Below are 16,484 nucleotides of genomic sequence, written 5' to 3'. Positions count from 1 at the left end.
ACGGTGGTCACGGCGTAGTCGGGCAGAAGGGCGCGCAGGGGCCCGGTGTGCGCGGCACCGAGGTCGTCGGGGCTTGACCGAAGTCGGCGGTGCTGACCAGGTACACCATGAGGATCCCGAAGAGCAGGACGAGGCCGAACGCGATCATCGTCCCACCCCAGTGGATCGGGCGACGCCCGTTGTTGTCGTCGTTGTTGTTGTTGTTCAGCAAGAACATGATCACTCGGTTGCACCTCTTCCGCGCGCCCCTGCCGGAGGGCGCTCCGCTCTGGTACCGGTTCGGATGTGCTCTCAGCAGCATGCGCCTCCCCGCGCCGCGATGGTGCGATATTCGGCGACGAACCCGCAACAGCAATCCCTCGGCAGCAAGACGGCGCTGGGACCGGCCCACCCCTCCGGGGTCGGTCGCCAGCGGTCCGGTCCGACCCCTGCGCGCGGTCTCTGTCGACCGCGACTCGAACCAACCGCTGGAGGCGAACTGAACAGCGTACATCCCTTGGGGGCGTTAGCATTCCGTGATTCATCCCACACCGGACGCCGCAAGACGCGGTGCGCCAACCGAATTCGGAAACGGTGCGACAGCACGAATTCACGCACACCAGCAGGTGTGCGTGAATCAGCGGTGTTGGACTACCGGCCCTGCGCAGGCGGCGCGGCGGGCACCGTGCAGAACGGTTCGCAAGACCCTTGTGTCGGTGTGACTTTCGCGGGACCGGTATCGAAATCGGCGTTGCTCACGACCACCATCACAAGCACCGCCCCGGCAATGACGAGGCCGAAAAAGAACAGCGCGGGCCGCAGCCAACTCGATCGATGCTCTACGACGATGTGGCCGATGTGGCCGATTTCGAACAATTCGTACCCGCGCATTACCTCGTACCTCCTGGCTGCGGATTGGGTACCCGGCGCAGGACGAAGGAATCACGGAGTCAGCCCTGGAAGTCCGCAACGATGGGCACCTCTCCACCGTACGGCGAAATACCGCACCGGCTAAGCCCGTTCACGGCTGCTAACAACCGTGCCGGCGCTCAGCCGCGTGACGCGCAGAGCAAGCCGTCGCCGACCGGAATCAGCACGCTGGTGAGCTCGGGGTCCTCGGCGATCGCCCTGGTCGCGGCGCGCACCGCCTGGGTCGCCGGATCACGTTGTGCCGCATCGGGTACCCGACCGCCGAGCAACGCGTTGTGCAGCAGAATGGCACCGCCCTCGCGTAACAGCCGCACCGCCTGGGTGACGTACTGCGGATGTTCCAGCGGCGCCGCATCGACGAACACCAGGTCGTAGGCACCGTCCGCGAGCCGGGGCAGCACGTCGAGCGCCCTGCCGTTGATCAGCCTGGTGCGGGCAGGCGGAATCTCGGCCGCCCGGAAAGCCTCCTTGGCGGCGCGCTGATGCTCTGGCTCGGAATCGATGGTGGTCAGCGTGCCGTCCTCGCGCATGCCGTCGAGCAGCCACAGGCCGCTGATGCCTGCTCCCGTGCCGACCTCGACGACCGCCTTGGCGCCCAAGAGCTGCGCGTACATGCTCAACAACGCACCGACCGACGGTGGAACGGGCACCGCACCGAGTTCGGTGGCCCGTTCGCGCGCACTGACGAGGATCTCGTCTTCCACGACGGATTCCTCCACGTAGGCGAGATTTCGCTCCAAATTCGATGCCACGCCTATGAGGTTAGTGCTGGGCACGTTGTATCGGCGTTCCGAACAACACGCGCCGCCCCGCAATCTGCGGGCCAGTTTTCTCAGGCATCCCTCAGCATCTCCATATCCAGGCCATATCAGGACAGGAAAGAGTAGGGGCAACGCAAGACCAGCCGACCGGATTGACGAGGGACGCGGGAACAACGACATACAGGTTGTCTGTTGTATCCGAACGTAACGGTTCCAGGTCCGAATGAGATTTCGGATCAGAAGCCGAGTTCCGAGTTTGCGGTCCCTAGTAGGAGGTAGCCCCATCCACATGGTCGATGCGGCGCGTGAGCACGCAACCTTGCCAGAGCAGCTGCCGAACGAAGCCGACGAGGCCGTCGAGCTTTCCGGTACCGCTGCCTTCGATGCCACCGGCGACCGGGCGGCGATGCCGTCCTGGGACGACCTGGTCCGTGAACACGCCGACCGCGTCTACCGGCTGGCCTACCGTCTTTCCGGCGATGCGCAGGACGCCGAGGATCTCACTCAGGAAACCTTCATCCGGGTGTTCCGTTCGCTGTCCAACTACCAGCCAGGCACCTTCGAGGGCTGGCTGCACCGCATCACCACGAACCTGTTCCTCGACATGGTCCGCAGGCGCAATCGCATCCGCATGGAGGCGTTGCCCGAGGACTACGACCGCGTCCCGTCCGAGGGGCCGGACCCGGAGCAGGCCTATCACGACGCCCGCCTCGACCCCGATCTGCAATCCGCGCTGGATTCGCTGGCCCCGGAATTCCGTGCCGCGGTCGTCCTGTGTGACATCGAAGGTCTCTCCTACGAGGAGATCGGCGCTACGCTCGGCGTGAAACTGGGTACGGTGCGCAGCCGAATTCATCGTGGGCGGCAGGCACTGCGCGACTACCTTGCGCATAATGGAAGTGAGCAGCGGTTAGCCGCTGATGCGAACATCGGGTGAGCCGGACAACGCCGGCATCGCCCTACGGATCGGATGATGTCGGTTGGAAGGGTGAGCACCGAATGAGTGGCGACTCCAGCACGTCCGGTCGTCGTCCGCCTCGATTCCGTCCCACCGAGCATCTGGCGAGCGAGGCGATCGCGGCCTATGTGGACGGCGAGCTGCGGATGAACGCCTATCTGCGTGCCGCCCAACATCTTTCTCTGTGCCCGGAATGCGCGGCCGAGGTCGACGCGCAGCAGCAGGCGCGTATCGCGCTGCGCCAGTCGGGCCCGATCTCGATTCCCACCGGGCTGCACGACAGCCTGACCCGAATTCCGCTCGCCGATCTTCCCGGCGGCGCGTCGAGCCAAACTCCGAACACCTCGGGGACTCCGCGCAACGAGGCGGTTTTCGGCTTTCTGACCGATTCCTTCGCCGCGACCCGGTGGACTACGTGGTGGCGCAAGTAGAGTTCCTCGAGTGACTTCGGAATCGACGAATACCGGATCGGCCGACGCCCCGGATCGAGTCCAGGGCAGCCTCTCGGATTCGGCGACCGCCAGGGGAAACCTGCGGCCGTCGGACGCGCCCGTTTTGGGTCCGCGCCCGGTATTTCGACCGCACGTCGACACGCATACCGCCCGCGCCTTCCGCAGGCCGTCCGGACAGTCGGGTTCGTTCGCCGAACCGCTGCCCCGCGGCGCCGCCCCGGTGGCAGGCCAGGATGTGCAGAACCGCCCGCCGGACGCGGTGCTCGCCGAGGCGTTCGGCAGGCCAGCAGGCTCCGCCGACCTGTTGCAGCGCGACCCCGACGCGGCCGACGGGCCGACCACCGTCGCAGGCCCCGCCGATCCGTGGCGTGATCCGGCCGCTGCGGCCCGTTTGGGCGCTCCCGCAGTGCCGACCCCGGAAGCCGCCCCGCTGCCGAAAGCAGAGCGACTCAGCGCCCGCGAGGTGCTCTTCGGTTCCCGGGTCGCCCCCAAGGCACTGGCCTTGCTCGGGGTGATCGCCCTCGCCATCGGCCTGATCGGCGGCCTGGTCGGCAGGCTGACCGCCGAACAGGCCTCGACTCTCACCTCACGCAAGGTCACGCTGGCCCAGGACGCCACAGACCCGGGGCAGCCGCACAACCAGATCGCCAAGGTCGCCAACGCGGTGCTGCCGTCGGTGGTGTCCATCCGAGTCACCGTCGGCGACAACGGCGCGACCGGTTCCGGCGTGGTGATGGACGGTGCGGGCTTCATCGCGACGAACAACCACGTGGTGTCGATGGCCGCCCAGGACAAGACCAACCGGGCCGCCATCCAGGTGCTCTTCTCCGACGGCACCAAGGTGCCTGCCAACATCGTCGGCCGCGACCCGAAGTCCGATCTCGCGGTGCTCAAGGTCGACGTGAAGAACTTGACGGTCGCCAAGCTCGGCAAGTCCGGCGATGTGCAGGTCGGCGACGAGGTGCTTGCCATCGGCTCGCCGCTCGGGCTCAGCAAGACCGTCACCTCCGGCATCGTCAGCGCGCTGCACCGGCCGGTGAAGCTGCAGGGCGAAGGCAGCGACACCAACGCGGTGATCGACGCGGTGCAGACCGACGCCTCGATCAACCCGGGTAACTCCGGTGGCGCGCTCGTCGACATGGACGGCCGCGTGATCGGCATCAACACTGCGATCCGCAGCGAGACAGGCGGTTCCGTGGGTCTCGGCTTCGCGATCCCGGTGGATCGGGTGACCCAGGTGGTGCAGACGCTGATCCGGGACGGCCAGGTGCACCATGCGACGCTCGGTGTCTCCACGCGGAACAAGACCGTGAGCAATGAAGTGTTCTCGGGCGCTCAGGTCGCCGATGTCGTGACCGGTGGTGCTGCGGATCGGGCCGGGATCGTCGAGAACGACGTGATCATCAAGGTCGGTGATCGGGAGGTCACCAGCGCCGAGGAACTGACGGTCGCCGAGCAGTTGAACGAGATCGGCAAAACCGTGACCGTGCAACTCATCCGGGACGGTCGCCGCGTCGATGTCTCGGCGACGCTCGGCTCCGACTGAAGCAGTCCCACACCGCGAATCCGGTACTGGCACAACATCGGCAGTGCCACAAACATTGGCAGTCGCGCGGCCCGCGCTGCGCGATAGTGTCGCTCCCAGTGAGGAAACTCTCACGTCCATGGGAGGGAATTCGACATGATTCGTGCCATTCGAGCTCTGCTGGTCGCTGCGGTCGTCAGCTCAGGTCTCCTGATGTGCTTCGCGGCACCGGCGTCTGCAGCGGTAACCAGCGTCCAATGCCGCGAAAGCGGCGGGCGCGTCATTCAGGTGCGCCACCCGGACAGCATCTGGGTCACGATCGATGTGTGCTCTGGCGGCCCGCACAACGGCGAGGAAGTGCTGGACTGGGTGTAGCCGGAATGGCTTGGCCCACCGAGCCTGCGCGTGCGGGTGGTCACCGATCCGGTGGCCACCCGCACGCGGCTGGATCCCAAGCGTCGGCGAACAACCGGTGGACTGCTGGTGACGCCGGAATCCCACGCAGCCACTGGCCCGCTGGCCGGGTAGCCTGAGACCGTGTTCAGCAACATCGGCTGGAGCGAGATGATGATCTTGCTCGTCGCCGCCCTCGTGATCCTCGGACCGGAGCGACTGCCCGGCGCGGTTCGCTGGACCACGCGCAGCCTGCGTCAGGTGCGCGATTACGCCAGCGGCGCCACCGCACAGCTGAAGGACGAGCTCGGCCCGGAGTTCGAAGACCTCCGCAAGCCGCTGGCGGATCTGAACGAGCTGCGCGGCATGACGCCGCGCTCGATGGTGACCAAACATCTTCTCAACGGTGACGATTCGATCTTCCGCAACCTGGAGGACGCGCTGCCGGACAAGAAAGATATCTACGGCACCAACAGCGGCATGCCGGATTACCCGATGCCCAAGCCGGAAAAGCCGTTGGAGCACAACGAACGTCCGCCGATCGACACCGACGCGACCTGAGTCCGCGCGACCCCTACCTGCGGAGTTCACCCCCGTCGGCAGCTATGGCCGCTCGAATACCACCCCGCCGACTCAGCCCGCGGAACTGGCGCACTCGAGTCACGAGAAGGGGTCAGTGTCAAGAAGTCTAGACACCAGGACCTGTCCAGCTGTCTAAACTTCGTCCATGTCGGCCGATGACGTGGCGCGAGTTTTCGCGATCGAAGACAAGGTCGAGCGACTGAAGGCGGCCACCGATGGAGTGGCGGCGGCCCAGCAGACGATCAACGAACTCACCAGGATCCGTCGCGCGGTGATTCGCGAGCTACACGCCGAAGGCTGGACCTTTGCCAGAATCGGTGCGGCAGCCGGACTTTCCCGCGCGCGCATCCATCAGGTGAGCACGCAGGGCCCCGCACCGGAAGGTTTGTTCTTCGGGCACGGGACGCTCACCGTGCTGGTGCCTGAGGTCAGGGCGGGGCGGGTGATCGGCGCACCGGATCCGGCCGCCTCGCATCGTCTGGTCGAGTTGCTCCGCGAACTCGGCTTCACCGCCTCGATCGAGCACTTCCTGCCGGGCCGCCCGGTCGACCTGAACCGCGACGGCGTGATCGTCGTCGGCGGGCCCGAGCTCTCCCCCAGCCTGCGCCAGCTGATCTCCGCCGATCCGCGGCTACGGCGGGCGGTGGCGCGGGCAGGCGACGCGCGCAGGGGCATCGAGGACCGGGCGGCGCGCCGGGTGTACCGGCCGGGCGGACCCGATCCGCACGACATCGCCTACCTCGCGCGACTACCGCGTCCGGATGGGCGTGGCACGGTGTTGATGATCGACGGCATGCACCCGCCTGGCTCGCTGGGCGCCATCCGTTTGCTCGCGACCCGATTGGCCACCTTGCACGAGCGCGCGGGCACCCACCTGTTCTCGGTGCTCGTCGCCTGCCGGTTCGACCGCGCGACCGGTGAGCCATTGGAGGCCGAGCTGCTCACCCCGGTCTACCGCCACGACCCCGAAACTCGGGTTCCCGCACCGGGTTTGCGGCGCTGAACCAGGTCGGCGAACGGCCACCGCACGCCAGTGGCAGTGATGACTGCCGCGAGGGCAGTGTGTCGCAGGTCACTCACCTCTTCCATTAGGGAAATCTCGGTGCAATGCTTGAATAGCTGGAAGATAACTAAGCGTTGATAGGTGAGCTCAGATGAGTGTTCCAATTTCGATGTCGGCAAGTTCGGCCACCACCGTCCGCACCACGCGTACCCGGGAGCAGACACCTGCCACCACGATCGACTCGGCGACGCCGATCATCAGCACGCATCGGGTCACCTACAGCGATCGGTTGAAGGTCTTCGTCGGCACAGGCGAGACCATCGACAACTTTCTCCGCCCGCTACGCAGGCTCGACGGCTACCACCGCTACTCGGTGCAGCTGACCCGCCTGCCTGCACCGCTCAGCCCCGCAGAGATCACCCCCGAAATCAGCTCCGCCCCCGGACAGAACTACCTGCGTTGCACCGGGTCGGCGGAGGCGCTCGAGCTCGAGCTCCGCACCACCGTCGACAGCGTGACACGCCGATTCACCGTCGGCCGTGCCGGCCACCGCGACGGCGAGCCCGGCATCTGCGTGCAAGTCCCCGACAACATGACCGCGCCGTGGATCTATCCGGACGAGGTGTTCACGGCCGAGGAAGCGGCCGGAATCTTCGCCGCCTACTTCCACTTCGGCACGGTCCCACCCGGCCTCGAGCTCCGCGAGACGGCCGACTGATGAGTTCCCCGAGGAGGCAGTGATGGACCCGTTCATCATCATCGGCGTCGCCGTCCTGGTCATCGGCCTGCTCGGCGTGGTCAGCGCCGTCCGGCGGCGGCCGAACGCGATGGACAACCAGCTGACCGTTGCCGCGGTGCGAGCGCGACTCGCCGAAGAGCAGCGGACCCCGCTGGCCGAGGAGGCGCAGGAACGCCTTGTCGCCCCGCAGCGGGAAACGGCCGGCGCGCAGTCCGGCGACTCCTGAGCGCTCCGGTCCGCCGCACGGCCGAATAGCTTCCGAATAGCTAGGCTGGCAGCAGCCGAGGTTTCTCGGCCAGCCCCGCTCGGGAGAGGAACCGTGCTGATGCGCGCAAAGCTCGAGCAACTCATCGAGCTCGTTGGTCGAGGACCGGTGGCCATGGCCCGGGTCGTCGATACGACAGGTCCCGGCCCGCGCGAAGCCGGCGCGGCCATGATCGTCACCGGCTCCGGTGCGGTCTTCGGATCGCTGTCCGGTGGCTGTGTCGAGGCCGCGGTGGTGGAGTCGGCCAGGCAGGTGCTCGCCACCGGCAACGCGGTGACCGACCGGTTCGGCTATTCCGACGGCGACGGTCTCGCGGTGGGATTGACCTGCGGCGGCGAGATCGAAGTCTTCGTCGAACCGGTGTCGAAGGAACGACTCGCCGTGCTGACGGCGCTGCAGGCGCGGATCGCGGCAGGCGAGCCGGTCGCGCTGGCCACCCGGCTTGACACCACCGCGGAATGGCGGCTGATCCGGCCCGGCACCACCGACGCCTGGCACGGCGTCGACCGCGATGCGCGGGCGCTGCTCGACGCGGGCCGCAGCGGCATCGTCGGGGCCGACGAATGCGAGGCGGACAGCTCCCCACGGCCCCGCGTCTTCGTGCACGTCTTCGCGACGCCTGCGCGGATGATCCTGGCAGGCGCGAACGATTTCGTCCGTGCGCTCAGCCGCACCGGCCGCCAGCTCGGCTATCGGGTGACCGTGGTCGATGCCCGCGAAACCTTCGCCACCGCAGCACGATTCCCGTCCGCCCACGAGGTGGTGGTGGACTGGCCGCACCGGTACCTGCGCACCGAGCACGAGGCGGGCCGGATCGATGGGCGCACGGTGGTCTGTGTGCTCACCCACGACACCAAATTCGACGTGCCGATGATCGCTGCCGCGTTGAGCATCGACGACATCGCGTTCGTCGGCGCGCTCGGGTCCCGCCGCACCCATGCCGAGCGCACCGAACGACTACGCGCGGCCGGGGTCACCGAGAGCAGGCTGGCGCGGTTGAAAAGCCCACTTGGGCTTGATCTCAACGCGCGCACGCCGGACGAGACCGCGATCTCGATCGCCGCGCAGATCCTCGCCGAGCGTGGCGGTGGATCCGCGCGGCCGTTGGAACGCCTGAACGGCCCTATCCACCACTAGTTCTCAGAGCAGGTGTTCCAGGCGAAGCGGGATGTCACGCAGGCGCAGGCCGGTGGCGTGATGGACGGCGTTGACGATGGCCGCAGCGGCACCGACCATGCCGAGCTCGCCGATGCCCTTGACGCCCAACGGGTTCACGATCGGGTCCTCGACTTCGACGAAGGAGATGTCCACCTCGGGGGCGTCGGCGTTGACCGGAAGGAGGTACTCCAGCAGCGAGGCGTTGGCCCAGCGACCGTCGCGGGCGTCGGGGATGCTGCCCTCCATGAGCGCTTGGGACAGGCCCCAATTCATGCCGCCGAGCACTTGGCTGCGCGCCAGCTTGACGTTGAGCACCCGGCCGGGAGCGAAGGCGCCGACCATCCGGCGCACCCGGATCAAGCCGAGCTCCGGATCCACCGCGACCTCGGCGAATTGCGCGCCGAAGCTCATCTTGCCGTAGGGCGCGGGTTCGGCGGCGGGGCGCCAGCTGCCGGTGGTCTCGATGTCCGAGAGCTGGTTGCGCGCAAGGATATCCGCGTAGGCGTCGGCGACCGAGGGGTCCGCGATCAACCGCAGGCGGCCGTCCACTCCTTCGATCTCGTCCGGCGTGCGACCGCGCAACGGCGAGTCGATGTCGGCGACCGCGATGTCGATCAGCTTGGCGAGCAGTTTGGTGCAGGTGGTGTGCACCGCGGAGCTGACCGCGCTTGCGCCGATGGAGCCGACGGTGGCCGCGATGTTCGGGTAGTCGGTGTTGCCGATCTCGAAGCGGATGCGGTCGAACGGCATGCCCATGGCGTCGCAGGCGACCTGCGACATCGCGGTCGCCACCCCGGTGCCGAACTCCTGGGTGCCCGCCTGGACGACCAGGGAGCCGTCCGAACGCAGCCTGGCGTGTGCGCGCTGCGGCTGCCCCGGTTCGTACACCGGGTAGCCCGCGGTGCCGACGCCCCAGCCGATCAGCCAGTCGCCATCGGTGCGCGAGCCGGGTGTCCGATCGGTGCCGTCCCAGCCGAAGCGCTCGGCCGCGAGCCGCAGGCATTCGGGGTAACCGTCTGAGCTCCACGGATTTCCGCTCTCCGGGTCGACGGCGGCGTGATTGCGCAAGCGCAGCTGCACCGGGTCAGCACCGAGTTGGGCGGCGAGCTCGTCGATCGCGCATTCCAGCGCGATCATGCCGGAGGCCTCGCCGGGCCCGCGCATGAACGTCGGCGTCATCGTGTTGCCTTTGATGAGCCGATACCGGCCCTCCCAGTGCGGAATTCCGTACGCCTTGCTCGCCACCTCCAGCGACGGCTCCGCCCAATCGTCGAAAGGTGAAGTGACGGAAAGCTTGTGGTGCCGCAGCCCGGTGAATCGGCCGTCGGCGTCGCAGACCAGGGTGACGCGCTGCTCCTGCTCTTCGCGTAACCCGGTGCCGTAGAACATCTGCTCACGGTTCAGGATCACCCGCAGCGGCCTGCCGAGCTCCCGTGCGATCAGCGGGGCCAGCGTGACATGCGGCCACATCATGGCCTTGGCGCCGAAGCCGCCGCCGACATAATCGGTGACCACCCGCACCTTGCTCGGCGAGATGCCGAGGTACGCGGCGATGGTCAGCTGGCTGGCCACAATGCCCTGGGTGGCGTCGTAGACGGTGACCGAGTCCCCGTTCCACATCGCGGCGGTGACCGAGCATTCGATCGGATTGTGGTGATTGGCGGCGAATCGGAAGGTGGCGTCGACGGTATGTGCGGCGGCCGCCGCCGCACGCGGGAAGTCGCCGCGCGACTGGGACGCCGGGATCATGCCCGCGAAGATGCGGTCGGGCGGGTACTGCTGATCGCGTCCGTCGTCCAGTCGCACCAGCGGCTGCTTCGCCTCGTAGGTGGCCTCGACCAGCCGGGCCGCCTCCTGGGCGATCTCGAAGGTGTCCGCGACGACGACGGCGATCGGCTGCCCGAAGTAGTGGATCGTGGTGTCCTGCATGGGAAAGAAAGTCTGGCCCGGCGCCGCCTGCCCGAACATGGACGGCAACAGCGGCACCGACGCGACCCGCGGCAGGTTCTCGTGGGTGAACACGGCAACCGCGCCGGATCGCATGGCCGCCGCAACGTCGAGGGATGTCAGTGTGCCGCTGCCGATCTCGGCGCCGACGAGGACACCGTATGCCGCGTTGGGCATCGGGATCTCCGCAGTGTACCTGGCCGCGCCGGTCACCTTGGCGTGCCCGTCGATGCGGTCGAGGCCCTGGCCGATCAACTTCGGCGCGGTGGGCGCACTCATTTCCGACCAGCCCGCCGCGCGATCTTCGCCGTCACCGTCTCCAGGGTGCGCACCATGGTTCGTTGTGCCAGTTCGATTTTGAAGGTGTTCATCAGGTGACTGCCGTCGGCGGGCGCGAGCTCGGTGGCGGCGGCCACCGCGAAGTTCTCCTTCGTCGGGGGCTTGCCGAGCAGCACCGCCTCGGCCATCCTGGCTCGCCACGGTTTGGTCGCTACCCCGCCGAGGCCGATGCGGACATCGCGCACCACACCGTCCACCACGTCGAGCGCCACCGCGGCGGACGCGGCGGCGAACTCATAGGATTCACGGTCGCGCACCTTCAGATAGTGCGAGTGCACTCCGAACGGCAACGGCGGCACGTCGATTCGGACGATGAGCTCGTCGGCGGTGATCGGATGTTCGCGCTGCGGCGTGTCACGGGGCAGCAGGAAGAAGTCGTCGAAGGCGATGGCCCTGGTGCCGCGCGGACCCTGCACATGCACAACGGCGTCGAGCGCGGTCAGCGGGATCGCCACGTCGGAGGGGTGCATGGCGAAGCAGTGCTCGCTGGTGCCGAGCACGGCGTTGCCGCGATGTAGTCCCTCCTGCGCACCACACCCGCTGCCAGGATCGCGCTTGTTGCACGCGAACGCGATATCCCGGAATTGTGGGCAGCGCACGCGCTGCATCAGGTTGCCGCCCATCGATGCCATATTGCGGATCTGCGCGGACGCGCCCTTCCACAGCGCCATGGACAGGAACGGAAACCGTTCGACGACACCGGGATCGGCGGCCACCTCGCTCATCCTGACCAGTGCCCCGATCCGCAGTCCGCCGTCCGGCAGGTGTTCCAGATCGGTGAGCGGGAGCCGGTTGATGTCGACGACGTTGTCCGGTTCCATCGCGCCGATGCGCAGCATGTCCACCAATGTGGTGCCGCCGGCCAGGAATACGGTGTTCGGGCGCGCGGTCACCGCCGCGAGCGCCTCGTCCACCGTCTCCGCGCGGGCAAACGCGATGGGCTTCATCGGTTTTCCCCCATCTCGGCGCTGGCGGCCTTTATCGCGTCCCTGATGTTCTGGTAGGCGGCGCAGCGGCAGATATTGCCGCTCATCCATTCGGCGATCTCCGCGTCGCTGCCGGTGTGTCCCTCTTCGATGCATTTGATCGCCGACATGATCTGTCCCGGTGTGCAATACCCGCATTGGAAGCCGTCGCAACTGATGAAGGCGCGCTGCACCGGATGCAGTTCCTCGCCGCTGGCCACGCCCTCGATCGTGGTGATCTCGCGTCCTTCGGCGCTCAATGCCAAGGTGAGACAGGACAATTCACGCTTGCCGTCGACCCACACGGTGCACGCGCCGCACGCACCCTGGTCGCAGCCCTTCTTGGTGCCGGTGAGGCGCAGGTATTCGCGAAGGGCGTCGAGCAGGCTGACCCGGGGTGACAATGCCACCGGAAATACGTGACCGTTCACGCGCAACGTCGCCAGGGTGTAATCCGGACCGGCAAACTCCGGTTGCCGCGTGTCCTGCTTGGGAAGCTCACCAATAGTCATAGACGTATCTCCTGCTCATGAGTGCGCAGCGGTAGCGACATCTCGACGTACAGAATTCGAAACTAAGACTCGCCTCCACACTAGCGTCCAGTCAGCAAACTCGCAGGACAACTAATGATGTGCGGATCGCATCCTTTGGCGGGCCGCCGAATTCGATGCCGAATGCCGCGAACCCGGGCGCCAGCGGCACCCGGGTTCGCGGATCAGCTACGGCTCAGGCCGCCGCCCATGCCGGGCGCAGCGTATTCATCGGCGGCCGATCGGCCAGCGACACCTCGGTGCTGTGCGCGGTGAAGGCGTCGCCGATCAGCGGGAACTGGGTGAGCGCCGCGCCGGAGTCCTGCACGCCGCTACGGCCGAGCGCCGTGCCGAGGATCTGCCTGCTCATCACGCCGAGATCGGCGAGCGGGCGGTTACGGTGCGCACGCACGCCCAGGTTGACCTGCCCGATCGCGGACAAGCCGAGCTGGTCATAGGTGTCGAGCAGCAGCCCGATCTCCACGCCATAGCCGGGGGCGAACGGCACCGAGGTGAGCAGCTCCCTGGTGCCCGCGTACTCGCCGCCCAGCGGCTGCAGCACCTGGGACAGCTCGGGACGCAACGCGGCGAGCAGCGGGCGGGCGACCAACTCGGTGACCCGGCCACCGCCGTGCGCGTCCACCGCGCCGCCCTGCCGCAGTGGCCTGCGGTAGTAGGCCTTGACCAGCTGCATGTCGTCGACGGTGAGCAGCGGGCCGAGCAGTCGCGGCACGAACTGCGGATCCGGGTCGATGAGATCGGAATCGACGAACGCGATCAGGTCGCCGCCTGCCACGGCCAGCGAGCGCCACAGCACCTCGCCCTTGCCTGGCACCGGGTCCAGCTCGGGCACCGCCTGTTCACGGCTGATCACCTCGGCGCCTGCGGCCGCGGCCCGTTCGGCGGTGGCGTCGGTCGAGCCGGAATCGAGCACGATCAGCTCGTCGACGAGGGTGCCGAGCAGCGGCCGAATGCTGGCCACCACGTCGGCGACAGTGTCTTCTTCGTTCAATGCGGGCAGCACCACGGAAACGGTGCGACCGTCCTTGGCGGCGACGAGCTCGTCGACCGACCAGTTCGGGGTATCCCAGGTGTTTGTCGTCGCCCAGTCGGGGCGGTATTCACGGCTGTGGGGGTGGTGGAAGTTCATACCAAACCTCGCAGGGTGCGTACTGGGGGCCGGATGCCCTGGATCGCGGCGATCATGTCCACGACGCGCCGGGTCTCGGCGACCTCGTGGACCCGGAAGACACGTGCGCCTGCGGCCGCCGACCATGCGGTTGCTGCCAATGTGCCCTCCAATCGTTCGGAAAGATCGACACCTAGAGTCTCCCCGATAAAGTCCTTGTTGCTCAGTGCCATCAGGACAGGCCACCCGGTTTTTACAAGAACGTCCACTCCACGCAATAACTCGAGACCGTGATAAGTGTTCTTGCCGAAATCATGGGTCGGATCGATCAGAATCGAATCCGCGCGCACGCCGGCGGCGGCCGCGTTTTCGGCAGCGTGCACCAAGGTATCGGTCACCTCGGCCACCACATCGGCGTACCGAACCCGGTGCGGGCGGGTGCGCGGCACCAGTCCGCCGGTGTGGCTGCACACGATTCCGACACCGTGCTCGGCCGCTACCCGAACCAGGTCCGGGTCGGCGCCCGCCCAGGTGTCGTTGATCAGATCGGCGCCCTCGCGGACCGCGGCCTGCGCTACGTCGGCCCGCCAGGTGTCGATGCTGATCAATAGCTCCGGATACTTCGCGCGGATGGCAGCGACGAACGGGATCACCCGCCGCGCCTCTTCCTCGGCATCGACCAGCGCACCAGGACCCGCCTTCACGCCGCCCACATCGACCAGATCGGCGCCTTCGTCCACCGCCCGCACGACGGCGTCCATCGCCGCGGCATCGGTGAAGGTGGCCCCTTTGTCGTAGAACGAGTCGGGAGTGCGATTCACGATGGCCATGACCAGCGCTCGATCCGTCGCCACCGGCTTGCCACACAAAGTAGGAAGCGGCAAACCGGCAGTGCTGAACATCCTCTGACTGTACCGAGTCATGTATCTGTGTCCCCAGGTGCAGCCTTGTCGCCTGATTCGCACCCGTTCTCGGGATCCGCACTGGTTACGGACCTCACGAATGGCACGGCCGACGGGGCGTGCGTCGGCTCAGTTCCGGGGCGCGCGGCCTGCGGCGACGTCCTCGGGATAGGTGGAGTAGGCGGGGATGTAGCCGTTTGCGCGGCCGGAGAGCACGTAGAGGGTGCTGTGCGGGTCCGGACTGTAGCCCTGCTTGCGCAGGTCGACCTTGCGGCTCTTGAAGGTGGAGGTGTGCTCCAGTTCCGGGACGACCCGGAGGAACAGCGGCACGGCGTACGCGGGCAGCCGCTGATAGACCAGCGCGGCGAGCGCGCGGCCGTCGAACACCGCATCGTGATGCAGCGTCAGCGCGGCCATGCCCGCCTTGCCGTCGGCGCCGGGGAGGTCGACGCCGTAGACCACGGCCTGGTCGATGGCGTCGGACTGGGTCAGCGCGCCCTCGACCTCGGTGGTCGCCACGTTCTCGCCCTTCCAGCGGAAGGTGTCGCCGAGCCGGTCCACGAACGCGATGTGATGCCAGCCCTGATCACGGACCAGATCGCCGGTGTCGAACCAGACATCGCCGTCGGTGAAGCCGTCGCGGACCAACTTGGCCTCGGAGGCGGCCTTGTCGGTGTAGCCGTCGAACGGCGAGCGGCCGGTGACCTTGGACAGCAGCAGCCCGACGCCGCCGGTACGCACCTTGCGCAGCCGTCCTTTGCTGTCCCGCTTGGCTTTTCCGGTCTCTTCGTCGTACTCGACCACCGCATACGGCAGCGGGCCGAACCCGGCGGTGCGATCGACGCTGAACGCGTTGACGAAGGCGATATTGGCCTCGCTCGCGCCGTAGAACTCGACAATGCGCCGAATGCCGAAGCGCTGCTTGAACGCATCCCAGAGTTCCGGGCGCAGGCCGTTGCCGACCGCGAGCCGGACCTTGTGCTGCCGGTCGGTCGGCTTCGGGTCCTGGGTGAGCAGGTAGCGGCACAGCTCACCGATATAGATGAACGCCGTCGCTTCCTCGCGGATGACCTCGTCCCAGAACCGGGACACCGAGAACTGCCTGCCGAGCGCGAGTGTCGCGCCGGAGCAGAGCACCGACGACAGCGCGACCGTCAGCGCGTTGTTGTGATAGAGCGGCAGGCAGCAGTACAGAGTGTCGTTGGTACGCAGGCGAATACCGAGCCCACCGAGCCCGACCATGCTCTTGGTCCAGCGCAGGTGCGACATCACGCTGGCCTTCGGCAGGCCGGTGGTGCCCGAGGTGAAGATCAAGAAGGCCCGCTCCTTGGCCCTGATGTCCGCGCAGATCGGCGGATCGGTGTCTTCCTCGCCCTGCGCCGCGGCGTGGAGATCGCTGCTGGACAACACATTCGGCAGTGGCCCAGGCAGTGAGTCCAGCGCCTCCTTGCACTCCTCGCCGACGACGTTGAGCACGCTCTGCAACAGACCGATGCTGTGTGCGAGCACCTGGTCCCGCTGATGATGGTTGAGCAGGCCGACGGTCGCGCCGAGTTTCACCGAAGCCAGTACCACGAACAAGGTTTCGGGCCGGTTGGTCATCAGCACGCCGACCACGTGGCCGCGGCGCACACCGCGCCGGTCGAGCACGCGCGCGTACTTGTTCACCTCGGCATTGGCCTCGCCATAGCTGTAGACGGTGCCTTCGAAGCGCAGGAACGGACGGTTCGGATACTTGTGCGCGGCCCGCTGGAAGTAGCGCCCGACCGACGACCTGTCGTCCGGCTTGACCAGCAGACCTGGCGCATTGCGGAGCATTCCCGGACCATCGAGCGCCATCGCGGGAAGGTGTTTGGCCAAGTCGAATAATCGCACCGTAGAACGGCCGTCGGAACTCACAGTCAGGCTCTCCTCATGAGGGGTGTAG

The 16,484-nt window shown here is 67.2% G+C and carries 18 protein-coding genes; 9 read left to right on the top strand and 9 right to left on the bottom strand.

Going from position 1 to position 16,484, the window contains the following annotated elements; genetic code table 11:
* Positions 1 to 7: 7 nt before the first annotated feature.
* The 3 genes from NA11_RS24080 to NA11_RS24070 form a co-directional block, all read right to left on the bottom strand.
* Entirely contained in the window at positions 8 to 223 is a 216-nt protein-coding gene (locus NA11_RS24080) for a hypothetical protein (protein WP_069164241.1), read from the bottom strand.
* Positions 224 to 630: 407 nt separating this feature from the next.
* Entirely contained in the window at positions 631 to 870 is a 240-nt protein-coding gene (locus NA11_RS24075; protein ID WP_069164240.1) for a hypothetical protein, read from the bottom strand.
* 158 nt (positions 871 to 1,028) lie between these two features.
* Positions 1,029 to 1,661 carry an O-methyltransferase gene (locus NA11_RS24070; RefSeq protein ID WP_393445147.1) on the bottom strand — a complete coding sequence of 211 codons (633 nt, stop codon included), beginning with the start codon at positions 1,659 to 1,661 and terminating at the stop codon, positions 1,029 to 1,031.
* A 298-nt stretch (positions 1,662 to 1,959) separates the two neighbouring features.
* Here NA11_RS24070 and sigE point away from each other — a divergent pair, with 298 nt between their 5' ends.
* From sigE to NA11_RS24025, 9 genes are all read left to right on the top strand, one after another.
* Positions 1,960 to 2,607 carry an RNA polymerase sigma factor SigE gene (sigE, locus tag NA11_RS24065; RefSeq protein WP_069164239.1) on the top strand — a complete coding sequence of 216 codons (648 nt, stop codon included), beginning with the start codon at positions 1,960 to 1,962 and terminating at the stop codon, positions 2,605 to 2,607.
* Positions 2,608 to 2,669: 62 nt separating this feature from the next.
* On the top strand, positions 2,670 to 3,059 hold the full coding sequence (locus NA11_RS24060) for a hypothetical protein (RefSeq protein WP_069164238.1): 390 nt from the start codon (positions 2,670 to 2,672) through the stop codon (positions 3,057 to 3,059).
* Between the two features lie 10 nt (positions 3,060 to 3,069).
* A complete protein-coding gene (locus NA11_RS24055; RefSeq protein WP_069164237.1) occupies positions 3,070 to 4,626 on the top strand; it encodes a trypsin-like peptidase domain-containing protein in 1,557 nt (518 codons plus the stop codon).
* A gap of 135 nt (positions 4,627 to 4,761) precedes the next feature.
* On the top strand, positions 4,762 to 4,980 hold the full coding sequence (locus NA11_RS24050; protein WP_069164236.1) for a hypothetical protein: 219 nt from the start codon (positions 4,762 to 4,764) through the stop codon (positions 4,978 to 4,980).
* A 162-nt stretch (positions 4,981 to 5,142) separates the two neighbouring features.
* Positions 5,143 to 5,559 carry a Sec-independent protein translocase protein TatB gene (tatB, locus tag NA11_RS24045; RefSeq protein ID WP_069164235.1) on the top strand — a complete coding sequence of 139 codons (417 nt, stop codon included), beginning with the start codon at positions 5,143 to 5,145 and terminating at the stop codon, positions 5,557 to 5,559.
* A 166-nt stretch (positions 5,560 to 5,725) separates the two neighbouring features.
* On the top strand, positions 5,726 to 6,583 hold the full coding sequence (locus NA11_RS24040; protein WP_069164234.1) for a hypothetical protein: 858 nt from the start codon (positions 5,726 to 5,728) through the stop codon (positions 6,581 to 6,583).
* A gap of 151 nt (positions 6,584 to 6,734) precedes the next feature.
* Positions 6,735 to 7,301 carry a hypothetical protein gene (locus NA11_RS24035; protein WP_141717800.1) on the top strand — a complete coding sequence of 189 codons (567 nt, stop codon included), beginning with the start codon at positions 6,735 to 6,737 and terminating at the stop codon, positions 7,299 to 7,301.
* A 22-nt stretch (positions 7,302 to 7,323) separates the two neighbouring features.
* Positions 7,324 to 7,548, top strand: coding sequence for a tetraspanin family protein (locus NA11_RS24030; RefSeq protein ID WP_069164232.1), 225 nt, complete (start codon positions 7,324 to 7,326; stop codon positions 7,546 to 7,548).
* 99 nt (positions 7,549 to 7,647) lie between these two features.
* Complete coding sequence (locus NA11_RS24025) at positions 7,648 to 8,724, top strand: XdhC family protein (protein WP_069164284.1); 1,077 nt, start codon at positions 7,648 to 7,650, stop codon at positions 8,722 to 8,724.
* Between the two features lie 3 nt (positions 8,725 to 8,727).
* Here the strand turns inward: NA11_RS24025 and NA11_RS24020 are convergent, their stop codons facing one another.
* The 6 genes from NA11_RS24020 to NA11_RS23995 form a co-directional block, all read right to left on the bottom strand.
* A complete protein-coding gene (locus tag NA11_RS24020; RefSeq protein WP_069164231.1) occupies positions 8,728 to 10,971 on the bottom strand; it encodes a xanthine dehydrogenase family protein molybdopterin-binding subunit in 2,244 nt (747 codons plus the stop codon).
* Complete coding sequence (locus tag NA11_RS24015; RefSeq protein WP_069164230.1) at positions 10,968 to 11,978, bottom strand: FAD binding domain-containing protein; 1,011 nt, start codon at positions 11,976 to 11,978, stop codon at positions 10,968 to 10,970. Before NA11_RS24015 ends, NA11_RS24020 begins: the two co-directional genes overlap by 4 nt.
* Positions 11,975 to 12,508: a (2Fe-2S)-binding protein gene (locus tag NA11_RS24010; RefSeq protein WP_439957092.1), complete on the bottom strand. Its 534-nt coding sequence runs from the start codon at positions 12,506 to 12,508 to the stop codon at positions 11,975 to 11,977. Before NA11_RS24010 ends, NA11_RS24015 begins: the two co-directional genes overlap by 4 nt.
* A gap of 214 nt (positions 12,509 to 12,722) precedes the next feature.
* Positions 12,723 to 13,676, bottom strand: a complete 954-nt coding sequence (locus tag NA11_RS24005; protein ID WP_069164229.1) for a glucosyl-3-phosphoglycerate synthase — start codon at positions 13,674 to 13,676, stop codon at positions 12,723 to 12,725.
* Complete coding sequence (folP, locus tag NA11_RS24000) at positions 13,673 to 14,557, bottom strand: dihydropteroate synthase (protein ID WP_069164228.1); 885 nt, start codon at positions 14,555 to 14,557, stop codon at positions 13,673 to 13,675. Before folP ends, NA11_RS24005 begins: the two co-directional genes overlap by 4 nt.
* 129 nt (positions 14,558 to 14,686) lie before the next feature.
* Positions 14,687 to 16,456, bottom strand: a complete 1,770-nt coding sequence (locus NA11_RS23995) for a long-chain-acyl-CoA synthetase (protein ID WP_069164282.1) — start codon at positions 16,454 to 16,456, stop codon at positions 14,687 to 14,689.
* Positions 16,457 to 16,484: the final 28 nt, after the last annotated feature.

This window comes from Nocardia altamirensis NBRC 108246, from assembly GCF_001612685.1.
GTDB classification, from domain to species: domain Bacteria; phylum Actinomycetota; class Actinomycetes; order Mycobacteriales; family Mycobacteriaceae; genus Nocardia; species Nocardia altamirensis.
Note: the sequence above shows the minus strand (reverse complement) of the source record. Positions and strands in the feature narration are given on the sequence as shown.

Bases quoted from the DNA above. Each gene is read 5' to 3' on its own strand.
- NA11_RS24020 (WP_069164231.1), bottom strand. From the start codon at position 10,971: ATGAGTGCGCCCACCGCGCCGAAGTTGATCGGCCAGGGCCTCGACCGC.
- NA11_RS24050 (WP_069164236.1), top strand. From the start codon at position 4,762: ATGATTCGTGCCATTCGAGCTCTGCTGGTCGCTGCGGTCGTCAGCTCA.
- sigE (WP_069164239.1), top strand. From the start codon at position 1,960: ATGGTCGATGCGGCGCGTGAGCACGCAACCTTGCCAGAGCAGCTGCCG.
- NA11_RS24005 (WP_069164229.1), bottom strand. From the start codon at position 13,676: ATGAACTTCCACCACCCCCACAGCCGTGAATACCGCCCCGACTGGGCG.
- NA11_RS24040 (WP_069164234.1), top strand. From the start codon at position 5,726: ATGTCGGCCGATGACGTGGCGCGAGTTTTCGCGATCGAAGACAAGGTC.
- NA11_RS24060 (WP_069164238.1), top strand. From the start codon at position 2,670: ATGAGTGGCGACTCCAGCACGTCCGGTCGTCGTCCGCCTCGATTCCGT.
- folP (WP_069164228.1), bottom strand. From the start codon at position 14,557: ATGTTCAGCACTGCCGGTTTGCCGCTTCCTACTTTGTGTGGCAAGCCG.
- NA11_RS24025 (WP_069164284.1), top strand. From the start codon at position 7,648: ATGCGCGCAAAGCTCGAGCAACTCATCGAGCTCGTTGGTCGAGGACCG.
- NA11_RS24010 (WP_439957092.1), bottom strand. From the start codon at position 12,508: ATGACTATTGGTGAGCTTCCCAAGCAGGACACGCGGCAACCGGAGTTT.
- NA11_RS24035 (WP_141717800.1), top strand. From the start codon at position 6,735: ATGAGTGTTCCAATTTCGATGTCGGCAAGTTCGGCCACCACCGTCCGC.
- NA11_RS24075 (WP_069164240.1), bottom strand. From the start codon at position 870: ATGCGCGGGTACGAATTGTTCGAAATCGGCCACATCGGCCACATCGTC.
- NA11_RS24030 (WP_069164232.1), top strand. From the start codon at position 7,324: ATGGACCCGTTCATCATCATCGGCGTCGCCGTCCTGGTCATCGGCCTG.
- NA11_RS24015 (WP_069164230.1), bottom strand. From the start codon at position 11,978: ATGAAGCCCATCGCGTTTGCCCGCGCGGAGACGGTGGACGAGGCGCTC.